The 24,469-nt window shown below is 62.8% G+C and carries 20 protein-coding genes, 2 pseudogenes and 1 other annotated feature; of the genes and pseudogenes, 7 read left to right on the top strand and 15 right to left on the bottom strand.

Going from position 1 to position 24,469, the window contains the following annotated elements; genetic code table 11:
- Nucleotides 1–68: 68 nt before the first annotated feature.
- The 3 genes from EXV95_RS12430 to EXV95_RS12420 form a co-directional block, all read right to left on the bottom strand.
- Nucleotides 69–395 carry a MerR family transcriptional regulator gene (locus EXV95_RS12430; RefSeq protein ID WP_008907221.1) on the bottom strand — a complete coding sequence of 109 codons (327 nt, stop codon included), beginning with the start codon at nt 393–395 and terminating at the stop codon, nt 69–71.
- Nucleotides 392–1,387: a DnaJ C-terminal domain-containing protein gene (locus EXV95_RS12425; RefSeq protein ID WP_176887078.1), complete on the bottom strand. Its 996-nt coding sequence runs from the start codon at nt 1,385–1,387 to the stop codon at nt 392–394. Before EXV95_RS12425 ends, EXV95_RS12430 begins: the two co-directional genes overlap by 4 nt.
- A 152-nt stretch (nt 1,388–1,539) precedes the next feature.
- On the bottom strand, nt 1,540–2,031 hold the full coding sequence (locus tag EXV95_RS12420) for an Lrp/AsnC family transcriptional regulator (RefSeq protein ID WP_176887077.1): 492 nt from the start codon (nt 2,029–2,031) through the stop codon (nt 1,540–1,542).
- Between the two features lie 139 nt (nt 2,032–2,170).
- Here EXV95_RS12420 and glmS point away from each other — a divergent pair, with 139 nt between their 5' ends.
- Nucleotides 2,171–4,084 (top strand): glutamine--fructose-6-phosphate transaminase (isomerizing), encoded by a 1,914-nt coding sequence (glmS, locus tag EXV95_RS12415; protein WP_176887076.1) that lies wholly within the window; start codon nt 2,171–2,173, stop codon nt 4,082–4,084.
- A gap of 374 nt (nt 4,085–4,458) precedes the next feature.
- Here glmS and EXV95_RS12410 read toward each other — a convergent pair whose 3' ends face one another.
- From EXV95_RS12410 to EXV95_RS12355, 12 genes and pseudogenes are all read right to left on the bottom strand, one after another.
- A complete protein-coding gene (locus EXV95_RS12410; protein ID WP_176886234.1) occupies nt 4,459–5,904 on the bottom strand; it encodes an IS1182 family transposase in 1,446 nt (481 codons plus the stop codon).
- Between the two features lie 288 nt (nt 5,905–6,192).
- On the bottom strand, nt 6,193–7,206 hold the full coding sequence (locus EXV95_RS12405) for a serine hydrolase domain-containing protein (protein ID WP_370460265.1): 1,014 nt from the start codon (nt 7,204–7,206) through the stop codon (nt 6,193–6,195).
- A 127-nt stretch (nt 7,207–7,333) separates the two neighbouring features.
- Nucleotides 7,334–8,230 (bottom strand): IS21-like element helper ATPase IstB, encoded by an 897-nt coding sequence (istB, locus tag EXV95_RS12400; RefSeq protein WP_176886243.1) that lies wholly within the window; start codon nt 8,228–8,230, stop codon nt 7,334–7,336.
- Nucleotides 8,223–9,755 (bottom strand): annotated as a pseudogene (gene istA, locus EXV95_RS12395) (IS21 family transposase). The gene istB and the pseudogene istA overlap by 8 nt, the downstream one beginning before the upstream one ends.
- Nucleotides 9,756–9,859: 104 nt before the next feature.
- Nucleotides 9,860–10,443: pseudogene (locus EXV95_RS12390) on the bottom strand (IS3 family transposase); the annotation flags it as partial.
- Nucleotides 10,058–10,174, bottom strand: a sequence feature (AL1L pseudoknot). Its footprint overlaps the pseudogene before it by 117 nt.
- Nucleotides 10,444–10,548: 105 nt before the next feature.
- Nucleotides 10,549–11,007, bottom strand: coding sequence for a cyclic nucleotide-binding/CBS domain-containing protein (locus EXV95_RS12385; RefSeq protein WP_176887075.1), 459 nt, complete (start codon nt 11,005–11,007; stop codon nt 10,549–10,551).
- Nucleotides 11,008–11,173: 166 nt separating this feature from the next.
- Nucleotides 11,174–11,872 carry a succinate dehydrogenase iron-sulfur subunit gene (locus EXV95_RS12380; RefSeq protein ID WP_176887074.1) on the bottom strand — a complete coding sequence of 233 codons (699 nt, stop codon included), beginning with the start codon at nt 11,870–11,872 and terminating at the stop codon, nt 11,174–11,176.
- A 10-nt stretch (nt 11,873–11,882) separates the two neighbouring features.
- Nucleotides 11,883–12,347, bottom strand: a complete 465-nt coding sequence (locus EXV95_RS12375) for a hypothetical protein (protein WP_218135462.1) — start codon at nt 12,345–12,347, stop codon at nt 11,883–11,885.
- A gap of 276 nt (nt 12,348–12,623) precedes the next feature.
- On the bottom strand, nt 12,624–14,657 hold the full coding sequence (locus EXV95_RS12370) for a nitric oxide reductase activation protein NorD (protein ID WP_176887073.1): 2,034 nt from the start codon (nt 14,655–14,657) through the stop codon (nt 12,624–12,626).
- 13 nt (nt 14,658–14,670) lie between these two features.
- Nucleotides 14,671–15,480 carry a CbbQ/NirQ/NorQ/GpvN family protein gene (locus EXV95_RS12365; protein ID WP_218135502.1) on the bottom strand — a complete coding sequence of 270 codons (810 nt, stop codon included), beginning with the start codon at nt 15,478–15,480 and terminating at the stop codon, nt 14,671–14,673.
- Between the two features lie 32 nt (nt 15,481–15,512).
- Complete coding sequence (locus EXV95_RS12360; RefSeq protein WP_176887072.1) at nt 15,513–16,889, bottom strand: cbb3-type cytochrome c oxidase subunit I; 1,377 nt, start codon at nt 16,887–16,889, stop codon at nt 15,513–15,515.
- Between the two features lie 66 nt (nt 16,890–16,955).
- A complete protein-coding gene (locus tag EXV95_RS12355) occupies nt 16,956–17,816 on the bottom strand; it encodes a c-type cytochrome (protein ID WP_176887071.1) in 861 nt (286 codons plus the stop codon).
- 794 nt (nt 17,817–18,610) lie between these two features.
- On the opposite strand from EXV95_RS12355, the gene sufB reads away from it, so the two are divergent.
- From sufB to sufT, 6 genes are read left to right on the top strand one after another with little or no spacing between them, the layout of a single operon-like run.
- The gene (gene sufB, locus EXV95_RS12350; protein ID WP_176887070.1) at nt 18,611–20,065 is read left to right on the top strand and encodes a Fe-S cluster assembly protein SufB; all 1,455 of its coding nucleotides are present in this window, start codon (nt 18,611–18,613) and stop codon (nt 20,063–20,065) included.
- Nucleotides 20,066–20,099: 34 nt separating this feature from the next.
- Nucleotides 20,100–20,870 (top strand): Fe-S cluster assembly ATPase SufC, encoded by a 771-nt coding sequence (sufC, locus tag EXV95_RS12345; protein ID WP_176887069.1) that lies wholly within the window; start codon nt 20,100–20,102, stop codon nt 20,868–20,870.
- Between the two features lie 2 nt (nt 20,871–20,872).
- The gene (locus EXV95_RS12340) at nt 20,873–22,177 is read left to right on the top strand and encodes a SufD family Fe-S cluster assembly protein (protein ID WP_176887068.1); all 1,305 of its coding nucleotides are present in this window, start codon (nt 20,873–20,875) and stop codon (nt 22,175–22,177) included.
- Nucleotides 22,170–23,426, top strand: a complete 1,257-nt coding sequence (locus tag EXV95_RS12335) for an aminotransferase class V-fold PLP-dependent enzyme (protein WP_176887067.1) — start codon at nt 22,170–22,172, stop codon at nt 23,424–23,426. Before EXV95_RS12340 ends, EXV95_RS12335 begins: the two co-directional genes overlap by 8 nt.
- Nucleotides 23,423–23,896 (top strand): Fe-S cluster assembly sulfur transfer protein SufU, encoded by a 474-nt coding sequence (gene sufU, locus EXV95_RS12330; RefSeq protein ID WP_055396496.1) that lies wholly within the window; start codon nt 23,423–23,425, stop codon nt 23,894–23,896. Before EXV95_RS12335 ends, sufU begins: the two co-directional genes overlap by 4 nt.
- Nucleotides 23,893–24,441, top strand: a complete 549-nt coding sequence (gene sufT / locus EXV95_RS12325; RefSeq protein ID WP_176887066.1) for a putative Fe-S cluster assembly protein SufT — start codon at nt 23,893–23,895, stop codon at nt 24,439–24,441. The genes sufU and sufT overlap by 4 nt, the downstream gene beginning before the upstream one ends.
- Nucleotides 24,442–24,469: the final 28 nt, after the last annotated feature.

Raw genomic sequence — 24,469 nt, 5'->3', positions numbered from 1 at the left:
CGATGCCAGCATGAAATGACCAGGTGCTGCGGCGTGGCCCCCCAGTGTTCCGTCGTGCTCTGCTGCGTTCAACGGCCTTTCAGGTGCCGCAGCTGCTGACGCAGGGCGGTGACTTCCTCGATCAGGTCGGCCGTGAGCGCGGCCAGGTGCGGGTCGGCGTCGAAGGTGAGTTCCAGGTGGGCAATGCGCCGGGCGCGCACCACGGTGGCCCCGCTGAAGCGCCAGGCCGAGCGGTCGCCTTCGCCTTCGGTGCCAGCCTGCAGCAGCCCCTCCTGCAGCCGCGCGGCCACCCAGTCGGCATCCATGCGGCAGGCGCGGGCCAGGGCGTCCAGCGTGAGGGCGGCGCTGCCATCGTCGAGCAGTTCTGCGGGGGGCGTGGGGGAGTGGGCGCTCATGGCTGGGCTCCTTGCGCAGCGCGCGGGTTGTAGTGGGGAAAGGCCTGGGCCAGCGCGGCGTACGCAGCGCGTTCGGCATCGGTGGTGGCCGGTGGCAGGGCCATGTGCAGTTCCAGATAGAGGTCACCCGGTGGTGTGCCCGGGATGCCCCGGCCCTTGAGGCGCAGCTTGCGCCCCGCCTTCCAGCCTGCAGGCACCGCCACCTCGATGACCGAGCCGCCCGGCGTGCCCACCTCGACCGAGGCGCCCAGGGCTGTCTCCCAGGGGGCTACCACCAGCGGCTGGTAGACATCGCGGCCCTCCGCGCGCCAGCGCGGGTCGGGCTTGAACAGCACCTCCAGAAACAAATCGCCCGCCGGTGCGCCACCCCAGCCCGGGCTGCCCTGGCCAGCCAGGCGGATGAGCTGGCCTTCGCGCACGCCCTGCGGGATCTTGACGGCCAGGTGGCGCTCGTCGCGCACCAGCGATCCGTCATCGGCCTGGTGCGCGCTTTGCAGCGTGAGGGTGCGTTCGGCGCCCTGGTAGGCGTCGGTCAGGTCCAGCTCGATGCGGGCGTGGTGGTCTGCGCCGCGCTGGGTGGGGGGCGGTCTTCCGCTGGTGTGTTCGCTGCGCCCGGCGCCACGCGCCCGGGCGGCACGGCCAAACAGCTGTTCAAAGAAGTCGCTGTAGTCGCCCGGAGCGCCACCTGGGCCGCCATGGGTGCCCGCGCCGTCCGAAAACTCGAACCCCGCATCCCAGTGCGGGGGCGGGCGGAAGTCCTGCCCCGGCTGCATGCGCGGTTCTTGCGCAAGGCGGTCGTAGGCGGCGCGTTTTTCCGGGTCGGAGAGCACCGCGTTGGCCTCGTTCACCGCCGTCATGCGTGCCACGGCGTCGGGCTCTTTGCTCACGTCGGGGTGGTATTTGCGCGCCAGCTTGCGGTAGGCCTTCTTGATCTCGTCGGCCGTGGCGGTGGGGCTGACCCCCAGCGTCTGGTAGTAGTCCTTGAACTCCATGCGGCGTGGCTCCTGCAGGGGGCGTTGGCAACATGCGCGGCGCACACCCTGTGTATCCAGACACTCTATGCCGATGCGGTGGGAAGGCAAGAGGACAACGACACACAAAGAGTTGAATGTCGATGTGCTACTGAATTAATAGCTGCTTGCGATTACTGCTCAAGCGCTATAGGCACTTTTGTGCAAAATTTTGCCCTGCGGGTTGCAAAGAAGGCCTTCACGTTGCGCACATTGGCATCGCCCGTGAACAGGCGCTGCGACAGCGCCAGGTACCCCGGCATGTCCCGCGTGTGCACCACCAGCACAAAGTCCGGCCCGGGCGACACGCGCCAGCATTGCTGCACGGCGTCGTCGGCCACGGCGCGGGCTTCGAACGCGTCAAGCTGTTCGGCGCCTTGGCGGTCCAGCGACACCTCGACGATGCAGGCCAGCCCGTGGCCCTGAATGGCTGCCAGCCGGTCGGGCTGCAGGATGGCCACCTGGCGCTCGATCAGACCGGCATCGTGCAGGCGCTTGACGCGGCGCAGACAGGTGGGCGGGGAGACATGCACCTGTTCGGCCAGGGACTGGTTGCTTTGGGCGGCGTCGGTCTGGAGCAGGTTGAGAAGCTGCAGGTCGGTGGAGTCGAGCGATATGGATTCCATGGATTGCTATTAATTGAATGAAAATTTCATGCGTTGTGTTTTATGAAATTTAAGTTCAATTTCATTGAAATATCAATCAATAATTTTTCTCGATGCTGCTTACGATCCGCCCATCGAATCCAACCCAAGGGCAAACACCATGTGCGGCATCGTCGGCGCGGTCTCCACGCGCAACATCGTTCCCATCCTCGTCCAGGGCCTGCAGCGGCTTGAATACCGGGGCTATGACTCCTGCGGCGTGGCGGTACATGCCTCCAGCCTCGATGCAGCGCGCCCGGCGGGCCTGCAGCGCGCCCGCAGCACCGCCCGCGTGGCTGAGTTGCTGGAGCAGGTGACCACCGAACACATCGACGGCGCCACCGGCATTGCCCACACCCGCTGGGCCACCCATGGCGCGCCCGCCGTGCACAACGCCCACCCGCACTTCAGCCACGGCACTGGCGCAGACGCGCAGGCCCAAAGCGCAGGCCGCGTGGCCCTGGTGCACAACGGCATCATTGAAAACCACGAAGAACTGCGCAAGGCGCTGCAGGCACGCGGCTATGTGTTTGTGAGCCAGACCGACACCGAAGTCATCGCCCACCTGGTGGACAGCCACTACAGCGGCGACCTGTTCGACGCCGTGCAGGCCACCGTGGCTGAGCTGCATGGCGCCTACGCCATTGCCGTGATGCACAAGGACGAACCGCACCGTGTGGTGGGTGCACGCGCCGGTTCGCCGCTGATCCTGGGGGTTGGAAACGGGGGCACAGAGCACTTTCTGGCCAGCGATGCCATGGCCCTGGCGGGCGTCACCGACCAGATCGTTTATCTGGAAGAGGGTGACCTGGTGGACCTGCAGCTGGGCCGCTACTGGATCGTGCGCAAGGACGGTGCCGCACTCACGCCCGAACAGCGCCCCGTGCGCACCGTGCTGGCCCACAGCGGCGCGGCCGAGCTGGGCCCCTACCGCCACTACATGCAAAAGGAAATCTTCGAGCAACCGCGTGCCATCGCCGACACGCTCGAAGGCCTGGCCGGCATCGTGCCCGAGCTGTTCGACGGCGCGGGCCAGCATGGCGAACCTGGCGCCGCCGCGTGGCGGGTGTTCAAGGAAATCGACAGCGTGTTGATCCTGGCCTGCGGCACCAGCTATTACAGCGGCTGCACCGCCAAATACTGGCTCGAAGACATCGCGGGCATCCCCACGCAAGTCGAGGTGGCCAGTGAATACCGCTACCGCACCAGCGTGCCCAACCCACGCACCCTGGTTGTCACCATCAGCCAGTCTGGCGAGACCGCTGACACCCTGGCCGCGTTGCGCCACGCGCAGAGCCTGGGCATGCAGCACACGCTGACCATCTGCAACGTGGCCACCAGCGCCATGGTGCGCGAATGCAAGCTGGCGTACATCACGCGCGCCGGTGTCGAGATCGGTGTGGCCAGCACCAAGGCCTTCACCACCCAGCTGGCAGGCTTGTTTTTACTGACGCTGGCGCTGGCCCAATCCAAAGGCCGTTTGAGCGATGAGCAAGAAGCCGCCCACCTCAAAACCATGCGCCACCTGCCCGTGGCCTTGCAGGCCGTGCTGGCGCTGGAGCCACAAATCATCAGCTGGGCCGAAGACTTTGCCCGGATGGAAAACGCTCTCTTTTTGGGCCGAGGCCTGCACTACCCCATTGCGCTGGAAGGCGCCTTGAAGCTCAAGGAAATCAGCTACATCCACGCCGAGGCCTACCCGGCGGGCGAACTCAAACATGGCCCCCTGGCGCTCGTCACCAGCGCCATGCCCGTGGTCACCGTGGCGCCCAATGACACCTTGCTCGAAAAGCTCAAGAGCAACATGCAGGAAGTGCGCGCGCGCGCTGGCGTGCTCTACGTGCTGGCCGACGCCGACACCCGCATCGAAAGCAGCGACGGCATCCATGTCATTCGCATGCCCGAGCACTACGGCCCCTTGAGCCCGCTGCTGCACGTGGTGCCGCTGCAGCTGCTGGCGTACCACACCGCGTGTGCGCGGGGGACGGATGTGGACAAGCCCAGAAATCTGGCGAAGAGTGTCACGGTGGAGTGACACGCTGGCTGGGGGATTTTTATTGACTCCAATAAATAAAGTCAGTCGGGCGCAAATAAAGTTCGTCGGGGATATTCCATATTAAGAAATGCAAAAGAACCTAAGTTGAGGCGCCTTTTGTGCCTTGTGGCGAATGTGTGTAGGCGGTGGGGCGGTCTGCTTCAGGCTGGTTGCTGCCGTTCGCCGTTTGACAAGGGGCAGGCTTCTACCGACCGAGGCTGTGTGGAAACGCTCAACGAGTATGTGTGCCAGTCCCGTCACGCGTCACTGAGCCGCATTTTCCAGCAGCTCTGTTGAGTAGTCGTTTTGGAGCACCTTGGGCCTTGCGACGCATTTCTGAGGCCTTTCTCGGCCTGTAAAAGCCAACAAAGGCTTTACGCCTTCACCATCCGCATCGCCAGCATCATCTGCGCGATACCCATCACGCTCATCACCCGCTTGAGGTTGTAGGCCAGCACATGCAGGCTCATCTCGGTGCCCACGTGCTTGAGGGTCTTCATCAAGAAGTGAATTGAGCCCATCCAGTGCTTGAGTGTCCCGAAGACATGCTCCACGGTGGACCTGCGCAACGTCATGGCCTCGGGGTTACCGTCTAGCCGTTGCTGAACGCGCTCCAGAACATCTTCGTGCTCCCATCGGCGAATGCGCCGGTTGCTACTGGTCGTGCACTTGGATTTGAGCGGACACTTTGGGCAGGCACTAGACCAATAGACGCTCAGATTCAGACCCTTCTCGAGCGTTTTGAAGCGATGGATCGCACGCTCGCCTGCAGGGCACTGGTACTCGTCATCCTTAGCGATGTAGATGAAGTCGGCCTTGTCGAAGCGCCCTTCAGCCTTTGCGTTTGACGTCATCGGTTTGGGCACGAAGGTCGTGATGCCAGAGTCTTCGCAGGCCTTGAGTTGCGGGCCGCTGAAGTAGCCTCGGTCGGCGAAGGCTTGCAAGCCCTGGCTCCCCATAGCCTGGTCTGCGGCACAGGCCATGTTGTGCAACTGCGCACGGTCATTGCCAACGTTCGTCACCTCGTGCGCGACGACCAAGTGGTGCTTGGCATCGACAGCGGTCTGCACGTTGTAGCCCACCAGGCCCGATCCCTTGGCCTGGGTTGCCATCGAACGTGCATCGGGATCCGTGAGGGAGATCTGGCCATCGGGCAGGCTCTTCAATTGCTCCTTGAGACCGTCGAGTTGCCGCATCTGCTCACGCAGCTTTTTTAGCTTCTCCTGCAGTCGTTCTGTCTTGGCTTCGACCTCTGCCGGCTGCGTGCGGTCAGCGGTCTCCAGCGCGTCCAGGTAACGCTGGATACTCTGCTCGATCTGCTGCTGGCGGGCCTCGATCTTGCCGGCGGTGAAGTTGCGGTCACGGCTGTTGACGGCCTTGAACTTGCTGCCGTCGATGGCCACGATGGCCTGCGAGAAGAGGTTCAACTGTCGGCACATGGCGATGAAGCGCTTGCAGACGTTGCGGATGCCAGCGCCGTTGCTTCGACGGAAGTCCGCAATGGTCTTGAAGTCCGGCGCAAGGCGCCCGGTCAGCCACATCAGCTCGACATTGCGCTGGGCTTCACGCTCCAGCCTGCGGCTCGATTGGATGCGGTTGAGGTACCCGTAGATGTAGAGCTTGAGCAGGACAGCGGGGTGGTACGAAGGCCGGCCAGTGACTGCCGGATTGATCCCATCGAAACCAAGTGCCCGAAGATCCAGTTCTTCGACAAACACATCCACAACACGCACCGGGTTGTCCTCTGCGATGTAGTCGTCCAAGCACTCCGGCAGCATAGTGATCTGTTGTCGGTCTTCGCCTTCGATGAATCGCTTCATGGGGGCACCTCGCTTGAATCGGGTGCTGCTATTTTAGTTTTGGACCGCAATCGTGGGTGGAGTTTTCACACAGCCTCGACCCGAAGAAGACCCTCGCTGGGCGATGGATCCAACGCGCGGACAGCTTCCGATCAACTCGCGTGCAATCGACCCCGCCGGACGGACCGTTTGGACAAAAGCCGACGCTCACCCGCGCGCCGGATGTCAAACGACCCGGCTTCGGAGCCGATTAGTCAAAAGAACGCGATGATCACGGCCGCTGGCTCGAGCGGAGCGGCCTTTTGCATCTCATCGAGCGCGAGGCTTTGCGTGCTGATAGGTTGCACTTTCCATCGCGAGATAGCCTGCTACCGATGTTGGATCTACGAATGGGAAAATCTGGGTCGCCCAATACCCGCCGATGCCGTTCGCGCGATCGATCCAGTAGTACAGGTTGGCGAGGCCGGCCCATGCGAGCGCACCGGCCGGCCGACCCGTGGGTGCTTCTTCCTCGTTGATCATGAACGTGAGTGCCCACGTCTTGGGCATGCCGGGGAAGAACTCGGCGTCGTTGGACAGTCGTGGCCTCGACACGGGCAGGATGGACGCCGCCGTCTTGGTCGCATCGACGCCGGGCAGCATCTTCACCTGCATGCCCTTGGGCAAATGATTGCGAGATGCCATTTCGACGGTCTCCGGTCGAAGGATCTGCTCGCCGCCGTCGCTGCGTCCGTCGTTGAGCCACATGCGGATGAACTTCACATAGTCCGACGCGGTCCCGTAGAGGCCGTGCCCTCCCATGTGGACCTCCGGATCCTGCGGCAAGGTCACCCCGTTGAGCGGAACGAGCGAGCCATCGCGATCCTCGCGCGCGTGAATCGTTGCTTGCCGGGATTGCATGGAGGGGGTCATCGTGAAGGCGGTGTCGGCCATCCCGAGCGGAGCGAGAACTCTCGACTGCATGACCTCGCCGAGCCGCTTGCCCGTAATTCCCTCCAGCACCATGCCGGCCCAATCGATGTTGCTCCCATATGACCACTGCTCGCCCGGATCAAACAGAAGTGGCGTCTTGATCGACTTCCACGACGCGTCGACCACCCAAGGCTGGCCCTGCTCGTTGGCGAGGCGGGTGTACGTCTCGTTGAAGAAGTCGTAGCTGAAGCCGGCTGTATGCGTGAGCAGGTGACGTGTCGTGATGTCGCGCTTCGGTGGGCGCAGCCTGGGTTGCCCGTCCTTGCCAAAGCCCTCGATGACCATGATGTCGGCAAGTTGGGGCGCGTAATCCTTCGCAGGCGCGTCGAGGTCGAGAAGCCCCTCTTCCACCAGTTGCAAGCAAGCCGTTCCTGCGATGGCCTTAGTGTGTTAGCGCCAGTGCAATCGTGATCAGCAGTGCCAGTCGAACATTGACCAGGGGCTGAAGCTGGTTCCATTTGAAGCCAGCTGTGGATAACTATAAGGTGGATGCTTCGGTAGGTCCTCCTTTTTTTGAACTCGTGGTCAGTATGGCCGAGCCATCAGGCGAGGCCCTTTCCTCCGCGGTCTCGCTAACGTGGGCGGCTGCTGCCTTCCTGGTCTGCTCACGGGTCTTGATGCGCCCTTTGGCTTCGTGCGTGCTGTGGCGGAAGCGGTAGGACTCGTTGCCGGTCTCGATGATGTGGCAGTGATGGGTCAAGCGATCCAGCAACGCGGTTGTCATCTTGGCGTCGCCGAACACCGTGGACCACTCCGCGAACGTCAGGTTAGTGGTGATCATCACGCTGGTGTGCTCGTAAAGCTTGGACAGAAGGTGGAACAACAAGGCACCACCGGCCTGGCTGAAGGGTAGGTAGCCCAACTCGTCGAGCACGACCAGATCCATGCGCACCAGACTCATGGCGATGCGTCCGGCACGGCCCTGGCTCTTCTCATGCTCCAGGGCATTGACCAGATCGACCGTGGAGTAGAACCGCACTCGCTTGGCGTGCCGGGTGAGCCCGGCAATTCCCAGCGCCGTGGCCAGGTGGGTTTTGCCGGTGCCTGGGCCGCCGACCAGCACCACGTTCTGCGCATCCTGCGTGAACGAGAGGTCCGCCAGTTTCTGGATCAACGCGCGGTCGACCGGCGCGACGGTGAAGTCGAACCCAGCCAGGTCGCGGTGCATCGGGAAGCGTGCCGCCTTCATCTGGTGGGCGATGGAACGCATCGCCCGATCAGCATCTTCAGCCTGCAGCAGGTGCTCCACCAGCCAGCGTGATGCGGCCAGGGTCGTATCGCCGCCTTGCTCCGTCAGATCGGCCCAGGCCGTGGCCATGCCGTTGAGCCGCAGCGCCTTCAGTTGGGCCTGTACATCGATGGAGGTCTCACGCATGGCCCACCTCCTGCCCGTCCAGATGATCCTGGTGGGTGGGGCGCAGCCGGTCATAACGCGCGGTGTCGGCCTTGGGCACCTGGGTGAGTTGCAAGGACGTCTGCGCCTGCGCCGGCGTGGCAGGGTTGTTCAAGCGGGCCAGCACGTTGCGCACGTGCTCCACGCTGATACTGCCGCTGGGGGCCCTGCCTTCGAGTACCAGCTCGATGGCCACCAGCACCGCTTCCAGCCCGGCCTGCGGCACCACGGCCAGCACCTGTGCCATGACCCGGTCCCCTCCAGGGTGCCTGAGCAGAGACTGGCGCAAACGCAGCAACGACGCCGGAAGGTCCAGGAACGGCGTGCCATTGCGCAATGCGCCCGGTTTGCGCTGCACCAGGTCGATGTAGTGCTGCCAGTCGTAGCTGGTCTGGCCACTGCCCGGCAGCCGGGCATGGCTGGCTACGACGGCATCTGCGGCCGCCACATCGATTCGTTCGGGATAGACGCGGGTGCTGACGATGTGGCCGGCCCACTCGCACGGCACGGAGTAACGGTTGCGCGCGGCGGCCACCAGGCAGGTGCTGCTGACCCGGGCCAGCCGCTCGACGTAGCCGTTGAAGGGGGCCGGCATGGACATGAGGTGAGGCTTCTCCAACTCCCACATCTCGGCCACGGTGAACTGTCGGTGGATCGGATGCGTGGTGTCGCTCCACACCGAACGACACCGCTCGCTCAGCTAGGCATTGAGTTCGATGAACGAGCCGAAGCGACGGGTCGCGGCTTCGATCCAGATGCGCCTGCGGCTGTCCTGCACGTTCTTCTCCACCACCCCCTTCTCCCAGCCGGAGGCGACGTTGCAGAAGTCGGGGTCGAACAGGTAGTGGCTGCACATGGCTGCGAAGCGCGCGTTGACCGTGCGCTGCTTGCCGCGTTGCACCTTGTCCACGGCGGTGCGCATGTTGTCGTAGATGCCGCGCCGGGTGACGCCGCCAAGTGCCTGGAACGAGCGAGTGTGGGCATCGAACAGCATCTCGTGGCCCTGGCTGGGGTAGGCCACCAGCCAGAAGGCCCGGCTGGCGCACAGCTTCAGGTGCGCCACTTGCACGTTGTAGAACACGCCGCCGACGACCATGGCTTCGACGCTCCAGTCGAACTGGAAGGCCTCGCCCAGCTCGAAGCTCATCGGAACGAACGCCTTGGCCGCACTGGCTGCTGACTCCACCCGCCAGCGCCGGATGTAGTCGGTGACGGCGCTGTAGCCGCCGCGGTAGCCCTGGGCCTGTATCTGAGCAAACAAGGCACGGCCGCTGCGCCGTCCCTGCTTGGGGCGATGGCTGTCGGTTGTGAGCGCTTGATGCAGGATCGGCTCGAACGCAGTTAGCTTGCCATCGAGCTTCACCCGCTCGTACTTCGGGGCAACATCGCCGGGCGCTTTGAGCCACTTCTTGACCGTGTTGCGCGACAGACCCGTGCGCCTTGCGATCTCGCTGAGGGAGAGTTGGTCGCGCAGCCTCATGCGCCTGACCTTGCCAATCATGTCCATGGTGATCACCTTGAATCCCTGCTGAAATTCTCAGCAGGTCAGTGGAACACCCTGGTCAATATTGGATTGGCACTTTGCGGTTTAGCTGGTCAAGTTTGCGTCGGCACCAACAGTTCGACCGTGCAGCGGGCTACGGTCACGCCTTCGCGTGCCAGTTGCCGCCACACTTTGTCGACGCCGTAGACCTGCATGTTGGCCTGCCAGACGCGTTGAATCTGCGGCATCAGCACCTCGTCGCGCTTGGCTCTGGTGCAGCGCTTTTGAGGCTCGCGCATCAGCGCGGCGTGGCGCCAATACGCCGATGGGGCGACCTGCAAGACCTTGCAGAGCGGCTCGACCCCGAAAGCATTGCGCTGCTGGTCGATAAAGGCCTTCAAGACTTCAGTCGGCGGTCGAGCTCCGCCTGGGCAAAAAACGCGCTGGCCAGCTTCAGTATCTCGTTGGCCCGGCGCAGCTCTTTGACTTCGCGCTCCAGTTCCTTGACCCGTTGGGCTTCGGCTGTTGTGACACCTTCTCGCGTGCCGGCATCCACTTCGGCACGTTTGACCCATTCGTTCAGGGTCTGCGGCATGCACCCAATCTTGGGGGCGATGGACTCAATGGCGGCCCACAGCGACGGGTACTCCCCGCGCTGCTCTTGCACCATCCTCACCAAGTGCCGGCGGCTTCTTGGAAAACCGACGCGCATGTGTAGTCAAACCGGCAAGTGGTGGGGCGCCTCCAATCGATTTCCCGAGCTCTTAGATCCATCCGCCGACGCACATGTCACGACACGGGTACCTCTGCAATCACTTCACCTGTAGCCAATACCCGTCACATAGTCGATCAACTGAGCTTCCTCTGCGTTGCCAGCCGCCAGCAGTGCTCTCAGACCGTCACGCGCATAAACTACGCCGCTCGGGCGGTTGTCTGTATCTAAGATTGGCACATGTATAAGGCCCCGACTATGCATAGCCGCGAGAACTTCGACCAAAGAGTCGGTTTGGCAACACGCCTTAAAATCCCGAGCCATTATGTTAGCTGCCCGCTCCCCGAGAATGCGGGGAGACCCAAGCCCGAGTCGATGAATCAGCATCGTGTCTGAGATCACACCAGCTACCGAACCGGATACGTCACAAACCAACACCAGGCTGAGTTGCGCGCCAGACATCAGTGCGGCCACGTCAGCCAAATTGACGTCAAACCCTACCGTCAGCAACCGTGCACCGCTCACAATCTGGATGCTACTAACCTGCATCTCTTGCAGTGTCATAGTCTCGGCCGCTGCAACTGACGGACTCTCAATATTGATCAAGCTAGGGGCTGTGGACCGCATGAGCGGCATGTCCTCAGCCAGGTCTCTGCAAAAAACATCCATGCCTGAGCCAGGGTCCTCCTCCCCCAAAACGGACTGATCGACGAGGCCACGTGCACCAAGATTAAATCGCACGCCGCACCATCATGTCTTTAATACTGCTGATGGCAGCAGCCGGAAGCAGATTTTTCGGGCACACGTCCACACAGTTCAAAATGCTGCGACAACGGAAGACTCTATAAGGGTCTTCGAGGTTATCGAGTCTTTCACCCGTGCCCGTGTCGCGGCTGTCGACCAGGAATCGGTAAGCCTGTAGCAGACCCGCTGGACCCACATACTTGTCGGGGTTCCACCAATAGCTTGGACAAGCAGATGAACAGCAGGCGCAAAGGATGCACTCGTACAAGCCGTTGAGCGACTCTCGCTGTTCAGGGGACTGCAGCCGCTCACGCTCTGGCAGCAGTTCATCGTTGATCAAGTAGGGTTTGATGGAATGGTACTGCTTGAAGAACTGGGTCATGTCGACGACCAAGTCGCGGATGACGGGCAACCCAGGCAACGGTTTTAGCACCACCTTGGCAGGAAGCGACAGCATGTTGGTGATGCATGCCAACCCGTTCTTGCCATTGATATTCATGCCATCGGAGCCACAAATCCCTTCTCGGCACGATCGCCGAAAACTGAGACTTGGGTCAACCGCCTTAAGCCTAATCAGTACGTCAAGCAGCATGCGGTCTCCCGGCTCTACTTCCAGATCGAAAACCTGCATACGCGGCGCGTCGTGTTGGTCCGGGTCATAGCGATAGATATGGAAGGTGTGCATGCGTGTGTGATCAAGTTGCGGGACAGGTCCTAAATTGGCCAGCGCGATCAACAAGATTGCGCATCTCGTCGGCCGCGCGAAGGGTCAGGAAGTGAGGAGTGAAACCGGGCCGCGGAGAGATATAGGCCGCCATCTCGCGCGCAAGATCCAGCTGAACCTGGGGAGCATTTGCTAGGAGTGCGATTACCAGGTTCTCCAGCGCGATGACACGAATCCGAAGCTGTACGGCTTCTGCATGAGCCGAATCGGGGTCATCAACGGCCGTGCTGCTGACATCCGCAACTGCAGGTAGTACGCCGGGAACAGCACCCCCTTCGTTGTCCCATCGCGACAAAGCGATCACCCGCAGGCGTATGCGCTCCGCTTCGTCCTGCAGCATGGCGTCCTCGGTATTTTTGCAAATGAGTCGTGGGACATAGGTCTTTCTGCTTGCTGCGCCGAAAGCTGTTTCTGCGGAATGAGATGAATAAATCAAGCTACAGGTTGCTATCCTGCCCGCGATACCCATCCAGATCGGCCAAGGAGCTCAAACGGGAAGCCCATCCGTCTTTTCAGAATGCACTGGGCGATCTGCACAGTCTGTGCGGCAGCGAACGTTGCGAGAGGAGCCGAAGAGCCTCACGGCCAATGAAATCGATTGCTATTCCAAAGGTCAAGTGATAGCGGCTTCAGCGACGGGGCACCCTCGACGAATGCAAAAGCGATGGCGTCCCTCCTTGCCACATTCATTTGTTGGGGCGTCCCACTGTACCTACCCCTTCACGAGTCGCTGCATCCAGTCCAGCAACACTGTTGGAAGTGCCCCCGGAGTGGACAACAGAGCATATTGGTGGGCCCCGAATACAGTGGGCAGGTAGCTGGCGGCTTGCCGATCCACTGCCAGACAAAACGGTGAAATGCCCTGCAGCTTAGCCTCGTTGACTGCCTGGCGAGTGTCTTGGATACCGTAGCTGCCTTCATACACATCGCAGTCGTTTGGTTTTCCGTCAGACAACAGCAGTAGCAACCTATGCGTAGCACCCTCGCGCAGGAGCGTGGCACTCGCATGACGCAGTGCGGCGCCTGTGCGCGTGTATTGATCTGGTTCAAGCGCGGCGATTCGGAGTGCAACAGCGGGGTTGTAGGGCTCGTCAAACCGCTTGATGTCCCAGACGCTGACCGAGTGGGGCCCAGTCCCTGAAAAGGCTTGCACTGCGAACGGTTCGCCCAGTGCACCAAGGGCGATGCAAACCAGCAGCAAGGCTTCGCGTTCGACGTCGACTACTCGACGGTTACTGGAGATCCACCCATCTGTGGAGCCGCTCACGTCAATGAGCAGCAAAATGGCCATATCGCGTCGTGTACGTCGCTGCGAGCAGTAGATGTCCTGCGCCATGGGCCATCCGGCCCGCATATCAGCCCAGGTTTCAACACAGGCATCCAGATCGATGTCGTCACCGTCCGTTTGGCGGCGCTGGAGTGAGCGCTGGGGGCGAAGTGCCGCGAAGCGCTGGCGTATTGTGCCGAGCACCGTTTGGTATTCGGATAAGGTTTTGTCCACCCATTGTTGCGGACCAGCTGGTGCTTCCAGTAGCCGCACCGTAGCACCGGGGTGGCGATAGGCACCAATGCGGCAATCCCACTCGGGGTAAGAGAACATTTGCGGTGCGTCTGCTGCTGTGGGCTTTGTGTGTCGTGGCTGCACAGATGGCGGGTCGTCGGCGAGTAACACTTCTGAGGCTTGGCCTGGTGTCCAAACAAGCCGTGCCTGGGGAAGTTCAGAAACCAAGTCGGCGAAATCGTCGGCAGCCGCACTTTGGTCGCGGTCAGTAGGACGCTGCATCCCGAAGGGGTCTTCCGCCTGTTCGTGGGGTACATCGGGTGGAATCATCCAAGCACCCTGCTTGGCTTCGTCCTCCTGCTCGGCCCCTTGCCGGACCTCGGGGCGGCGCACCAAGCGCGCGCTGCGCGCTACCGAAACGGCGCTGCTGCCAACCGACTCGCTGCCCTGCAGCGGTGAGCTCATGACCTCGCCCGGCTTTCGAAACTCGCCGGTCCAATTGTCTCGGAATAGCGGTGAGTAGCCCAGACTCCGCCGGCTGGAGAGCTTGCTAGCCATCTCAGTCCCGAGACTGTGCGCAAATCTCACCGAATCTTGTGGCGATGCGCTGATGCCTGCGTGCAAATTCGGCCCCTCGCAAGGCTGCGCCATGGCTGCGCGAACCCACGCCTCCAACGGGCGGCGTGATGCGGAGAATCGAGTCAACGGCGGTCGTATCGCAAGGGCTCCCTTGCGCAAGTTATTCAAAGATTCTGCCGTACCGGGCAACAGACGTGCCAGAGCAGCGTCGGCCGCGATGGCCTCCATCAGCAGGTAGATGTCTTGAATCAGTGGCGGTGCGCCGAAGGGCGCGCCAGTGGCACTGCCTCGGCTCGCCCGCATGGCCTGGACGAGGACCATTGTGCGAAACCGCTCAATTTGCTGTGCAGTGTCGGTAAGGCCCGTTGCGGGCGGCAACCAGATGCTATGGTCATCGGTGGCTGGAAGCGCTAAGTCCGCCTGCGGGAATGCGTCGCGCTTGAAGGTCCGAGCTAGCAAGGTCGGACGGGCGGGCATCTGCGCTATGCGCAAACGATAAGACCCGCCGAAAACTGCCTCCGTGAGCAGGCCCAAACGAGGTGCAATATCCGCTAGCTGGATAACGGTCCGTGTTTCGCTTGAAGCCCGGTAGCGCGCCCACAGCGCGTGGGTGAATACTGTTGCATGTCGGGCTACGTCGGTGATTACGTCCTCGGCTTCGGCCATCAGTGTGCCTCGGTCAAACGAAAGTGGCGTCTACCAAGTCGCGCATAGCGCCCACTAGCGCTTCGTCATCTGATAACGGCGAAACCACCGCACTGAGGCAGGCCTGCCGCATCGGTATACCACTAACGACCAGCGCGGCAGCTGCGATCAACAAGCGAGTGCTGGGAACCTCTGCCAACCCCCGGTCGCGCAGTGCGCGCAAGCGCTGTCCAAGCAGCACCAGGGCCATTCCCGTAGCATGGTCTATCCCTGCCTCGCGTTGGATGATCGCGGCTTCGCGCGCTGCCGGTGGGAAATCGAAGTCAAGCGCTACAAAACGCTGTCGCGTGCTTGGTTTGAGGTCCTTGAGCATGCGCTGGTATCCCGGGTTGTAAGAGACTACAAGCTGAAATTCCAGTGCTGCTACCAGCGTTTCACCAGTTTTATCAATCGGCAGAATACGTCGGTGATCGGTCAGTGAGTGCAGTACCACCATGGTGTCTTGCCTGGCTTCTACCACTTCATCCAGATAGCAGATTCCACCCTCGCGCACGGCGCGGGTGAGTGGTCCATCTTGCCAGACCGTTCCATCGTGGTGTATCAGAAAACGCCCGATGAGATCACTGGCACTCAGGTCATCGTGGCAAGAGATCGTGATCAACGGTCGCTGCAGCTTCCAGGCCATATGCTCGACAAACCGAGTTTTTCCGCACCCCGTGGGGCCTTTGAGCATCACTGCCAGCTGGAGAGCGTGGCAGTGCTCGAAGATGGCGACTTCGGTGCCCGAAGACAGGTAATACGGCTCTCCTGTGGGAGGCGGCGCTACACCGTCAAGACTGCCTATCGAATGGCGCGGCGGAGCGGTCAGAGGGGCAATCACGAGGTTGACAGGCTCGCGCTAGCGTTGGGAGTGCGCACTGCAATGGCTTCCTCGTCGATTTCGAAACGAGGCGCACGGCGGAAGAAATCATAGATGAACAAACCCACTCCGATGGCAAACAGCGAGCCGGTGGCGATCAGCATGACGAAATGCACCTGAATCTTCAGCTGCGCGTCGAGATAGCCCATGCCCATGATGCGCTCCAGGTAAACCTGCGCAATGCCGGCAGTTGCAAAAGACAGGGTCATCCCGAACATGCCGCTCAACTGCATCCAAAACGCCCAGTAGCCAAGGCTGCTACCTTGCTCGCTGCGACCGGTCATCGCGGGCAGCGCGTAGGTAATCATTGCAAGCACGATCATGGCGTAAGCACCATAGAAAGCTGCGTGCCCATGCATTGCGGTTATCAGGGTGCCATGTGTCCATTTGTTGACGTCTGGAAACGTGTGAGCCAGACCCAAAAGACCAGCACCGAACAGGGTGAACAGAGCGCTGCCAATGGTCCAGTGCAGTGCCAACGTATTGGGGTGAGAGAAGCCAGCTCTGCGCATGGCGGAATACGCGAACATGGCCATTCCCACCAGCGCCGCCGGCTCTAGTGCGCTGAAGACCCCCCCAATTGGCAACCAATAAGCCGGAACCCCTACCCAGTAGTAGTGATGTGCCGTGCCCAGGATGCCGGCGATGAAGACCAATCCCACGATCACATACAGCCACTTCTCCATCACCTCTCGGTCGGCCCCGGACAAACGGATTAGCAAATAGGCCAGGAACCCGCCTTGGATCATTACCCACACGCCCTCTACCCACAAGTGAATGGTCCACCAGCGGTAGTAAATGGAAACGGTGTAGTTCTCATAGTGCAGAAGCGCAGGCAGGTATAGCAACGCGGCTAGGCCCAAGCCAAGGATGAGAACACCTTCGGTAGTGGTGAAGCGTTTAGAACGCCAGATGGTCATGCCGATGTTGTAGAGAAAAATCAACATGCAGATGACGATTACGATCTTGTGGGGAAGCGGCTGCTCCAACAGCTTATTGCCTGTGCCATATCGAAACAGATACCCAACCACCGCAGTTACGCCCATCAGAGTCCACAGGACCAACTGCACATACGCCAGCTTGGTGCTGTAGAGCTCGGTGCGTGATTCGTCGGGCACCATCCAGTAGGTGGCGCCCATGAAACCGGTCAACACCCACACAATCAGTAGGTTGGTGTGAATGACTTTGGTCACATCAAACGGCAGGATGTTCAGCAGTGGATCGGGGCCGACGTACTTGGCGGCTGACAGCAGCCCGAACACCAATTGCAGCCCGAACAACACCATGGCCACGGCGAAATACCAGTAAGCGACCGATTGAGACCTGTAGCGCATGAAAAAACTCCTGCAGAAAGGGCTGCGGTGGACCGCTGCCTGTGTGGTTGTCGTTCCAGGGGCCCGTTACTTGAAGGTCGCTAGGTACGCAGCGAGGTGAGCGATCTGTTCGGGGGTCAGATCTTTTCCGTAGGTGGTGGGCATGAACGACACCCCATCGGCCGAATACATAGCGCCAGCAACCAAGGTCGCACTGGGCTGAGTAATCGATTCACGAATGAAAGACTCCACGTCAGTGGCTTTTCCCTTGTAAGAGGGAGACGCGAGGGCCTGCTGAGTGCGCGTGGCTATACCTGCCAGAGAAGGTCCCGCCATGTTGACTCCCGCCACAATTGAGTGGCAGGCAGTGCACGCAGGCACAGCAGCTCTGAAGACACGTTCTCCCAAAGCCACGGGGTTCTTGTCGGCATCAGGCGCTGCCACTGTCAACGCTGCCGTAGGACTGGAGACCACCGCAACAGTTGCTGGAGATATCGCGTTTCCGGTCCCCGTGCCAGACCCGGTGACGGTGATAGGCCGCGGCGGCCAATCTTGGTTGTCGACCCGACTAACCCAGTCCAGAAAAGCGATCAGACCTTCAATATCGGCGTCACTCAGGTCCTGCTTCGGCATCAGTCTGCGGTGACGCTCTTCGTCGTAGAACTTTGAGGGATCTTTCAGGAAGGCCCGAAGGTAGGGAGCACCTCGCTGCTGCGCGATCTTGGTGAGGTCAGGTGCGTAGTACGCGCCTTCACCAAAAATTGTGTGGCAGTTGATGCAGTTGTTCTTGTGCCAGACATCCTTACCCAGAGTGACCTGCGGGGTGATGTTCTGCGAATTTGTCAGCTTCGGAAACTGACGGTGACTATCAACAGTCAGTCCGAGAAAAATCACGGTGGCCACGAGCGTGGAACCGATCGCGAAGTAGCGTGCCTGGCGCTTATTCATATTTCAGTACCCGCGTCAGACACTGATGCCTGTCCAGTAGATGACGCTGATGGTGCCCGCATACGCTACACCGGCGACCATCAACCCGAGCACAATTTGGCTGAATACCTTGAAACTTCGGAACGCAGTCATGAGAAGTACCTCAGCAGTTGCAATGACTCCTTCTCAAGGATGAGAAAGGCGCGATGGCCTTGCATACTGGCCAATCACCGTCTCTCAGTCCGTACGGCAGCGCACATAGACGGGACCCCAGACATGAACCTCCTCCACATCTGAGAGTCGACTACATCGGGCTGGCCTCGAAATCGGGAGTCGGTCTCTAGAGCGCTGCAAGGACTCGCGTGCTCAATCCTGCCCGACAGTTCGCTGCTTCTAAGTCGTCGGCCCGACGAGATCCAGGCTGTGCCTATCGCTCCCCCCGCAATCCGCAATCAGCTGGTACTCGCGATACCGCGGGCGCGCCCCGCTACCCGGCTGGAGGCGGAAGCAGCGAAGCTGCTGCGAGAACTGGACTTTGGAAATGGAGGCGGAACCGGGCATTGACGGGCTATTGATTTCCACGCAAACCTGACCTACCGAGGCTTTGCTGAAATTGGATCCATGCGAGTGCATCGTAGGTTGCCTGGCGGATCTGGCCTGCTGACCGTCAAATCACTCTTCCCCCTTCCGCCACAGGGGATCCAATCCTATTTAATGAATTAAAGAGGCATATAATATGAATCTTTAAGGCTCAATAGCCTAAATAGTGTCAGTCGCGTATCGAAGTCTCAACCCATCGCCGAAGGAGCCCCGCCATGACAGTCGTTGAACAAGCACCGCCGCTGACCAGGGCGTTGCAGCAGTCCTACCGACACGGGTTCACGACCGATGTGGAAAGCGATTCGCTGCCGCCGGGGCTGGACGCTGACACGGTGCGTGCCATCTCGCGCCGCAAGCGGGAGCCGGATTTCCTGCTGCAATGGCGTCTCGCAGCGCTGGAGCACTGGCATTCCATGGCGCATCCGCAATGGGGCCAGCTTCGGATCGAGCCGGTGGACTTTCGGGCGCTGAGCTACTACTCTGCGCCCAAGTCGCACAAGGACGGCCTCAAGAGCCTGGCCGAGGTGGACCCCAAGCTGCTGGAAACCTACGAAAAACTCGGCGTGCCGCTGCACGAGCGGGCACGCTTGGCCGGGGTGGCGGTCGACGCGGTGTTCGACTCGGTGTCCGTCGGCACCACTTTCCGTGAGCAGTTGGCCGAAGTCGGCGTGATCTTCTGCTCGTTCTCGCATGCGGTGCAACACCACCCCGCGCTGGTCGAGCGCTACCTGGGCACCGTGGTGCCCCCGGGCGACAACTTCTATGCGGCGCTGAATTCGGCGGTGTTTTCCGACGGCTCCTTCGTTTACATCCCCAAGGGCGTGCGCTGCCCGATGGAGCTTTCGTCGTACTTTCGCATCAACGCGGCCAACACCGGGCAGTTCGAGCGCACGCTGATCATTGCCGAGGAAGGCAGTCATGTGAGCTACCTCGAAGGCTGCACCGCGCCGCAGCGCGACGAACACCAGCTGCATGCGGCGGTGGTTGAGCTCGTTGCCCACGACGACGCCCACATCAAGTATTCGACGGTGCAGAACTGGTACCCCGGCGACGAGCAGGGCCGTGGCGGCATCTACAACTTCGTCACCAAGCGGGGCCTCTGTGCGGGCCGGCGCTCGCACATTGCCTGGACGCAGATCGAGACCGGTTCGGCCATCACCTGGAAGTACCCCAGCGTGGTGCTGCGCGGCGACGATTCGCGCGGCGAGTTCCATTCGATTGCCGTGAGCAACCACTTCCAACAGGCAGACACCGGCACCAAGATGATTCATCTGGGCCGCGACACCAAGAGCCGCATCGTGTCCAAGGGCATCAGCGCAGGGCACGCGCAGAACAGCTACCGCGGCCTGGTGCGCGTGGCGCCCACTGCGGCCGGCGCCCACAACCACACGCAGTGCGACTCGCTGCTCATCGGCCCCGACTGCGGGGCCCACACCTTCCCCTACATCGAGGCCGCGCGCGACGACGCCATGGTGGAACACGAAGCCACCACCACCCGTATCTCCGAAGAACGCCTGTTCTATTGCCAGCAGCGCGGCATCCACCCGCAGGACGCCACCGCCCTCATCGTTGGCGGCTTTTGCCAGTCGGTGCTCGACGAGCTGCCGATGGAGTTCGCGCTCGAAGCGAAGGCGCTGCTAGCTGTCTCGCTCGAAGGCGCTGTCGGCTGAGCCCACCCACCCGATTCCACAGAAAAGAGCCTCCATGACCCATGCCGAACCCCTGTTGCAGGTGCGCGATCTGCGCGTTGACGTTGGCGGTCGCCACGTGTTGAAGTCAATCTCGCTCGATGTCCCGGCCGGAGCGCTGGTGGTGCTCATGGGCGCCAACGGCAGCGGCAAGAGCACCCTGGGCCTGACGCTGGCCGGGCATCCGCGCTACAGCGTGGTGGGCGGCCAGGCCCGGTTTGCCGGCCAGGACCTGCTGGCCCTGAGCCCCGAGGCGCGTGCCCGCGCCGGGCTGTTTGTGTCGTTCCAGGCGCCGCCCGAGATCCCGGGCGTGAAGAACAACCTGTTCATCCGCACGGCCCTCAATGCCGTGCGCGAGGCGCGTGGCGAGGCACCGCTCGACGCTTTCGACTTCCTGGGCGATGCGCGGGTCACGGCCACCCGCCTGGGCCTGCCCGAGGCGATGCTGGCGCGCCCCGTCAACGACGGCTTTTCGGGCGGCGAGCGCAAGCGCAACGAACTGCTGCAGCTGGCCCTGCTGCGCCCGCGCCTGGCGCTGCTGGACGAGATCGACTCGGGCATGGACGTGGATGGCACGCGCGCGGTGGTGGAGCTGGTGCAGTCGCTGCGTGCCCAGGGCACGGCGTTCGTGGTGGTGTCGCATTACCTGCACCTGATCGAGTTGTTGCAGCCCGACGCGGTGCTGCGGTTGGACCAGGGCTGCATCGCCGAGACCGGCGATCTGGAACTGGCCCGCCAGATCGAGCGGACCGGGTTCGCGCGCGCGGCCGACGTACTGGAGGTCTGAGCATGGACACCGCACGCGCCGATATCCTGGCCGCCCGCCACCGATTGGAAGACTCGGGCTGGATCCCCCGCAACGCTGATGCGTTTCGCCACCTGCCGCCGCCCCCGGTCGCCGTCTGGCTGGGCGAGGCACCCGAAGCCGCATCGGCTAGCTGCGATGCCCCTCCGCTGAACTGCGCCGGCTGGACGCTGCACCTGCTGGGCGGTAGGCCGCAAGGCTGTGTGGACGCCCGTTGGCTCGACGCCGCCGACCCGGCCCAGCGCCAGGAGTTGTTCGCCGGGTTGCGCCTGCCGACCGGCACGGACAATGCAGGCGGCCGGGGCGACACTGCCCAGCAGGATGCCGCACCGTTCGCCTGGGTGCACCGCGCGTTGTGCCGCCGCGGTTTGCGGCTGCGCATCGGCGGGGAACCGGCCAGCCAGCGCGGTTCGGCCGAGACGGTGTGGATACAGCTGAGGCACCAGCCACGCAGCGCGGTCGAAGCGCCGATGCTGGTGATCGATGTGCAGGAGGGAGTGCACTGCGTGCTGGTGGAAACCCATCACCGTGAACAGGTGGCCTGCGAACAGCCGGTGGTGCAGAACCTGCACGCCCACATCCGCCTGGCCGCGGGCGCCACGCTGCAGCACCTGCGCAGCGTGCGCCCCGGGGCTGCCGACCAAGTCGCCCACCACCTGCAGCTTGAGTTGGGGCAGGGCGCGCGCTACGAGCAGGGCCTGATCGCCACGGGAGGCCGCTACCACCTGCAACGCCAGGAGGTTGAGCTGACGGGCGACCGTGCCCAGGCCCACAGTGCGGGCCTGCTACTGGCGGCCACCGCCAATGTGGAACAACAGGTGCGCATGCTACACACCGGCGAGCGCACCCACAGCACCATCGAGACGCTGGCGCTGGCCAGCGGCGCGGCGCGCGCGGTGGTCAACGCCCACACCCGCATTGCTCCCCATGCCGCCGACGCTGAGGTGCGGCAGCGGCTGACGGGTGTGCCCACCAGCGGCCAGCCCAGGCTGGTACTGCGCCCGCACCTGGAGATCCACCATGACCAAGTGCAGGCGGCCCACGGCGCCACCTGGGGCGCCTTGCCGGAGGACGCGCTGTTCTATGCGCGCCAGCGGGGGCTGGACGAACGCAGTGCGCGCGGACTGATCATCGAAGGCATGGCCACCGCCTTGTTCGCGCGGGCGTTGGGTGATCCCCCGTTGATCGACTCGCTGGACCTCACGGCGCTGCTGCGCCAGGCGGTGGCCCAGCACCTGGGCGGCGACCCTGCCGCCTCCATGACCCAGCCGGAGGCCGCACATGGGTGACGCGTTTTTGATCGATCCTTTGGAGCCCGATGCTGTGCGTGCGCAGTTCCCGGTGCTCGCGCAGCGCATCTACGGTGCGGAGCTGGCTTACCTCGACAACGCGGCCACCACCCAGATGGCCATGCCGGTGCAGGAGGCGATGCGCGCCTTCGAGCAGCATGACCGGGCCAACATCCACCGTGGCGTGCATGCGCTGAGCCAGCGCGCCACGGATGCGTTCGAGCACGCGCGCAGCTCGCTCAAGCGCTTTGTCGGAGCGGGCGCAGACCACGAGCTGGTGTTCACCTCGGGCACCACCGATGCGCTGAACATGGTGGCCCATGGGCTCTCCACCAGCGGCATGCACCCGGCCTGGTTGCAGGCAGGCGACGAGATCGTGGTCAGCGGCCTGGAACACCATGCCAACCTCGTGCCCTGGCAGCAGGTGGCGCGGCGCACCGGGGCAGTGCTACGCGTGCTGCAGCCCGATGCCCAGGGGCGGCTGCACGCCGCGGATCTGCGCCCCCTGCTCAACGCCCGCACCCGCGTGCTGGCGCTCACCGCCTGTGCCAATGCCACCGGCGAGCGGCCGCCCTACGAGGACTTGCTCCAGTTGGCCGCCGACGCGGGCGCGCTGACCGTGCTCGACGCAGCACAGGCCATGGCCCACGCTGCGCCCGCGCTGTCTTCGCTGGCCTGCGACTTCATGGCCTTCTCGGGCCACAAGATGTACGGCCCCATGGGCACTGGCGCGCTGGTGGGCCGGCGCGTTGCGCTGGAACGCCTGGAGCCCTTGCGCTACGGTGGTGACATGGTGGCCTGGGTCAGCGCCACCGAGGCCAGCTTTGCCGAACTGCCAGCGCGGCTGGAAGGCGGCACCCCCAACGTGGCAGGCGCGATCGGCATGGCCGCTGCGGCAGGCTTCATCGACGGGGTCGGGCGTGATCGCATCGACGCCCACCTGAACGCGCTGCGAGAACACGCGGTGGCGGGTCTGGCCGCGATGCCCCGCGTCACGGTGCTGTCCGCCCACAGCCGCGTATCGGCCATCGTCTCGTTCGTTGCCGACCGCGTGCACCCGCACGACATCGGCACCTTGCTGGACCAGCGCGGCATCGCCGTGCGCACCGGCCACCACTGTGCCCAGCCGTTGCTCGAACACCTGGGCGTGGGGCCCACCACGCGCGCATCGTTCGCGCTCTACAACACACACGCCGAGGTGGAGCGCCTGCTCGCTGGCGTGGCACATGCCCTCAAGGTGCTGCAATGACTTCAGAAACTGCCGCCGAACTCGACCTCTACCAGGACGTGGTGATGGACCACAAGCGCGCGCCGCGCCACTTCGGCACTCTGGCCGCGCCGACCCACCAGGCGCGCGGCCAGAACCCGCAATGCGGGGACGACCTGCAGGTGGCCCTGGTGGTTGACAACGGGCGCGTGAGCGACATCCGCTTCAATGGCCAGGGCTGCGCGATCTGCATTGCGTCGGCGTCGATGATGACCGAAGCGGTGCTGGGGCAGGAGGTGGCGCTAGCGCAGGCCTTGCAGGCGCGCTTTCGGGCCGTGCTCACGGGCCAGATGGTGTCCGAAGAGGCGCCCCTGGGCAAGCTGGTCAGCCTGGCGGGCGTTCGCCACTACCCCGGCCGCATCAAGTGCGCCCTGCTGGGCTGGCATGCCCTGATGCACGCTTTGGCCGCCGAGGCCAAGAGCGACAACTCCGCGCTGGAGGTCACGCCATGAGCGCGCGCCGCGAACGGGTGATCGTCCGCCGCGATGTCGAGGTGGTTTGCGTACCCGATGGAACCCCGGCCGAACTGACCGCGGGTACGCTGGTGCAGATCACCCAGGCGCTGGGCGCATCGTTCACCTTGTTGGTCGAAGGCCAGCTGATGCGCCTGGCCGGTGCGGACGCCGACGCCATCGGCAAGCCGGTGCCGACGGCTCCGGTGCTGGAGCAGGCGGAGGGGCCCGAAGGTGTGCGGGCGCAGGTATGGCAGGCGCTCAAGACCTGCTACGACCCGGAGATTCCGGTGGACATCGTGGAGCTCGGCCTGGTCTATGCGTGCGACGTGCTGCCGATAGATGGCACGGGTGATTTCAGGGTGTCGATCGAAATGACCCTGACGGCGCCCGGCTGCGGCATGGGGGACCTGCTGGTCGAAGAGATCCACGAGAAGCTGCTGGCCTTGCCCCGCGTGACACAGGTGGATTTGGATTTTGTGTTCGATCCGCCCTGGGACCGGTCCAGGATGTCCGAAGCCGCGATGCTGTCGCTGGGCATGTAAAAGGGTGAAACGGTGAGCGGGGCGGAAC

Origin of the sequence: Acidovorax sp. JMULE5 (assembly GCF_013376875.1) — a bacterium.
Classification (GTDB): Bacteria; Pseudomonadota; Gammaproteobacteria; order Burkholderiales; family Burkholderiaceae_C; genus Acidovorax; species Acidovorax facilis.
This window is presented reverse-complemented; position numbering and strand designations above follow the sequence as displayed.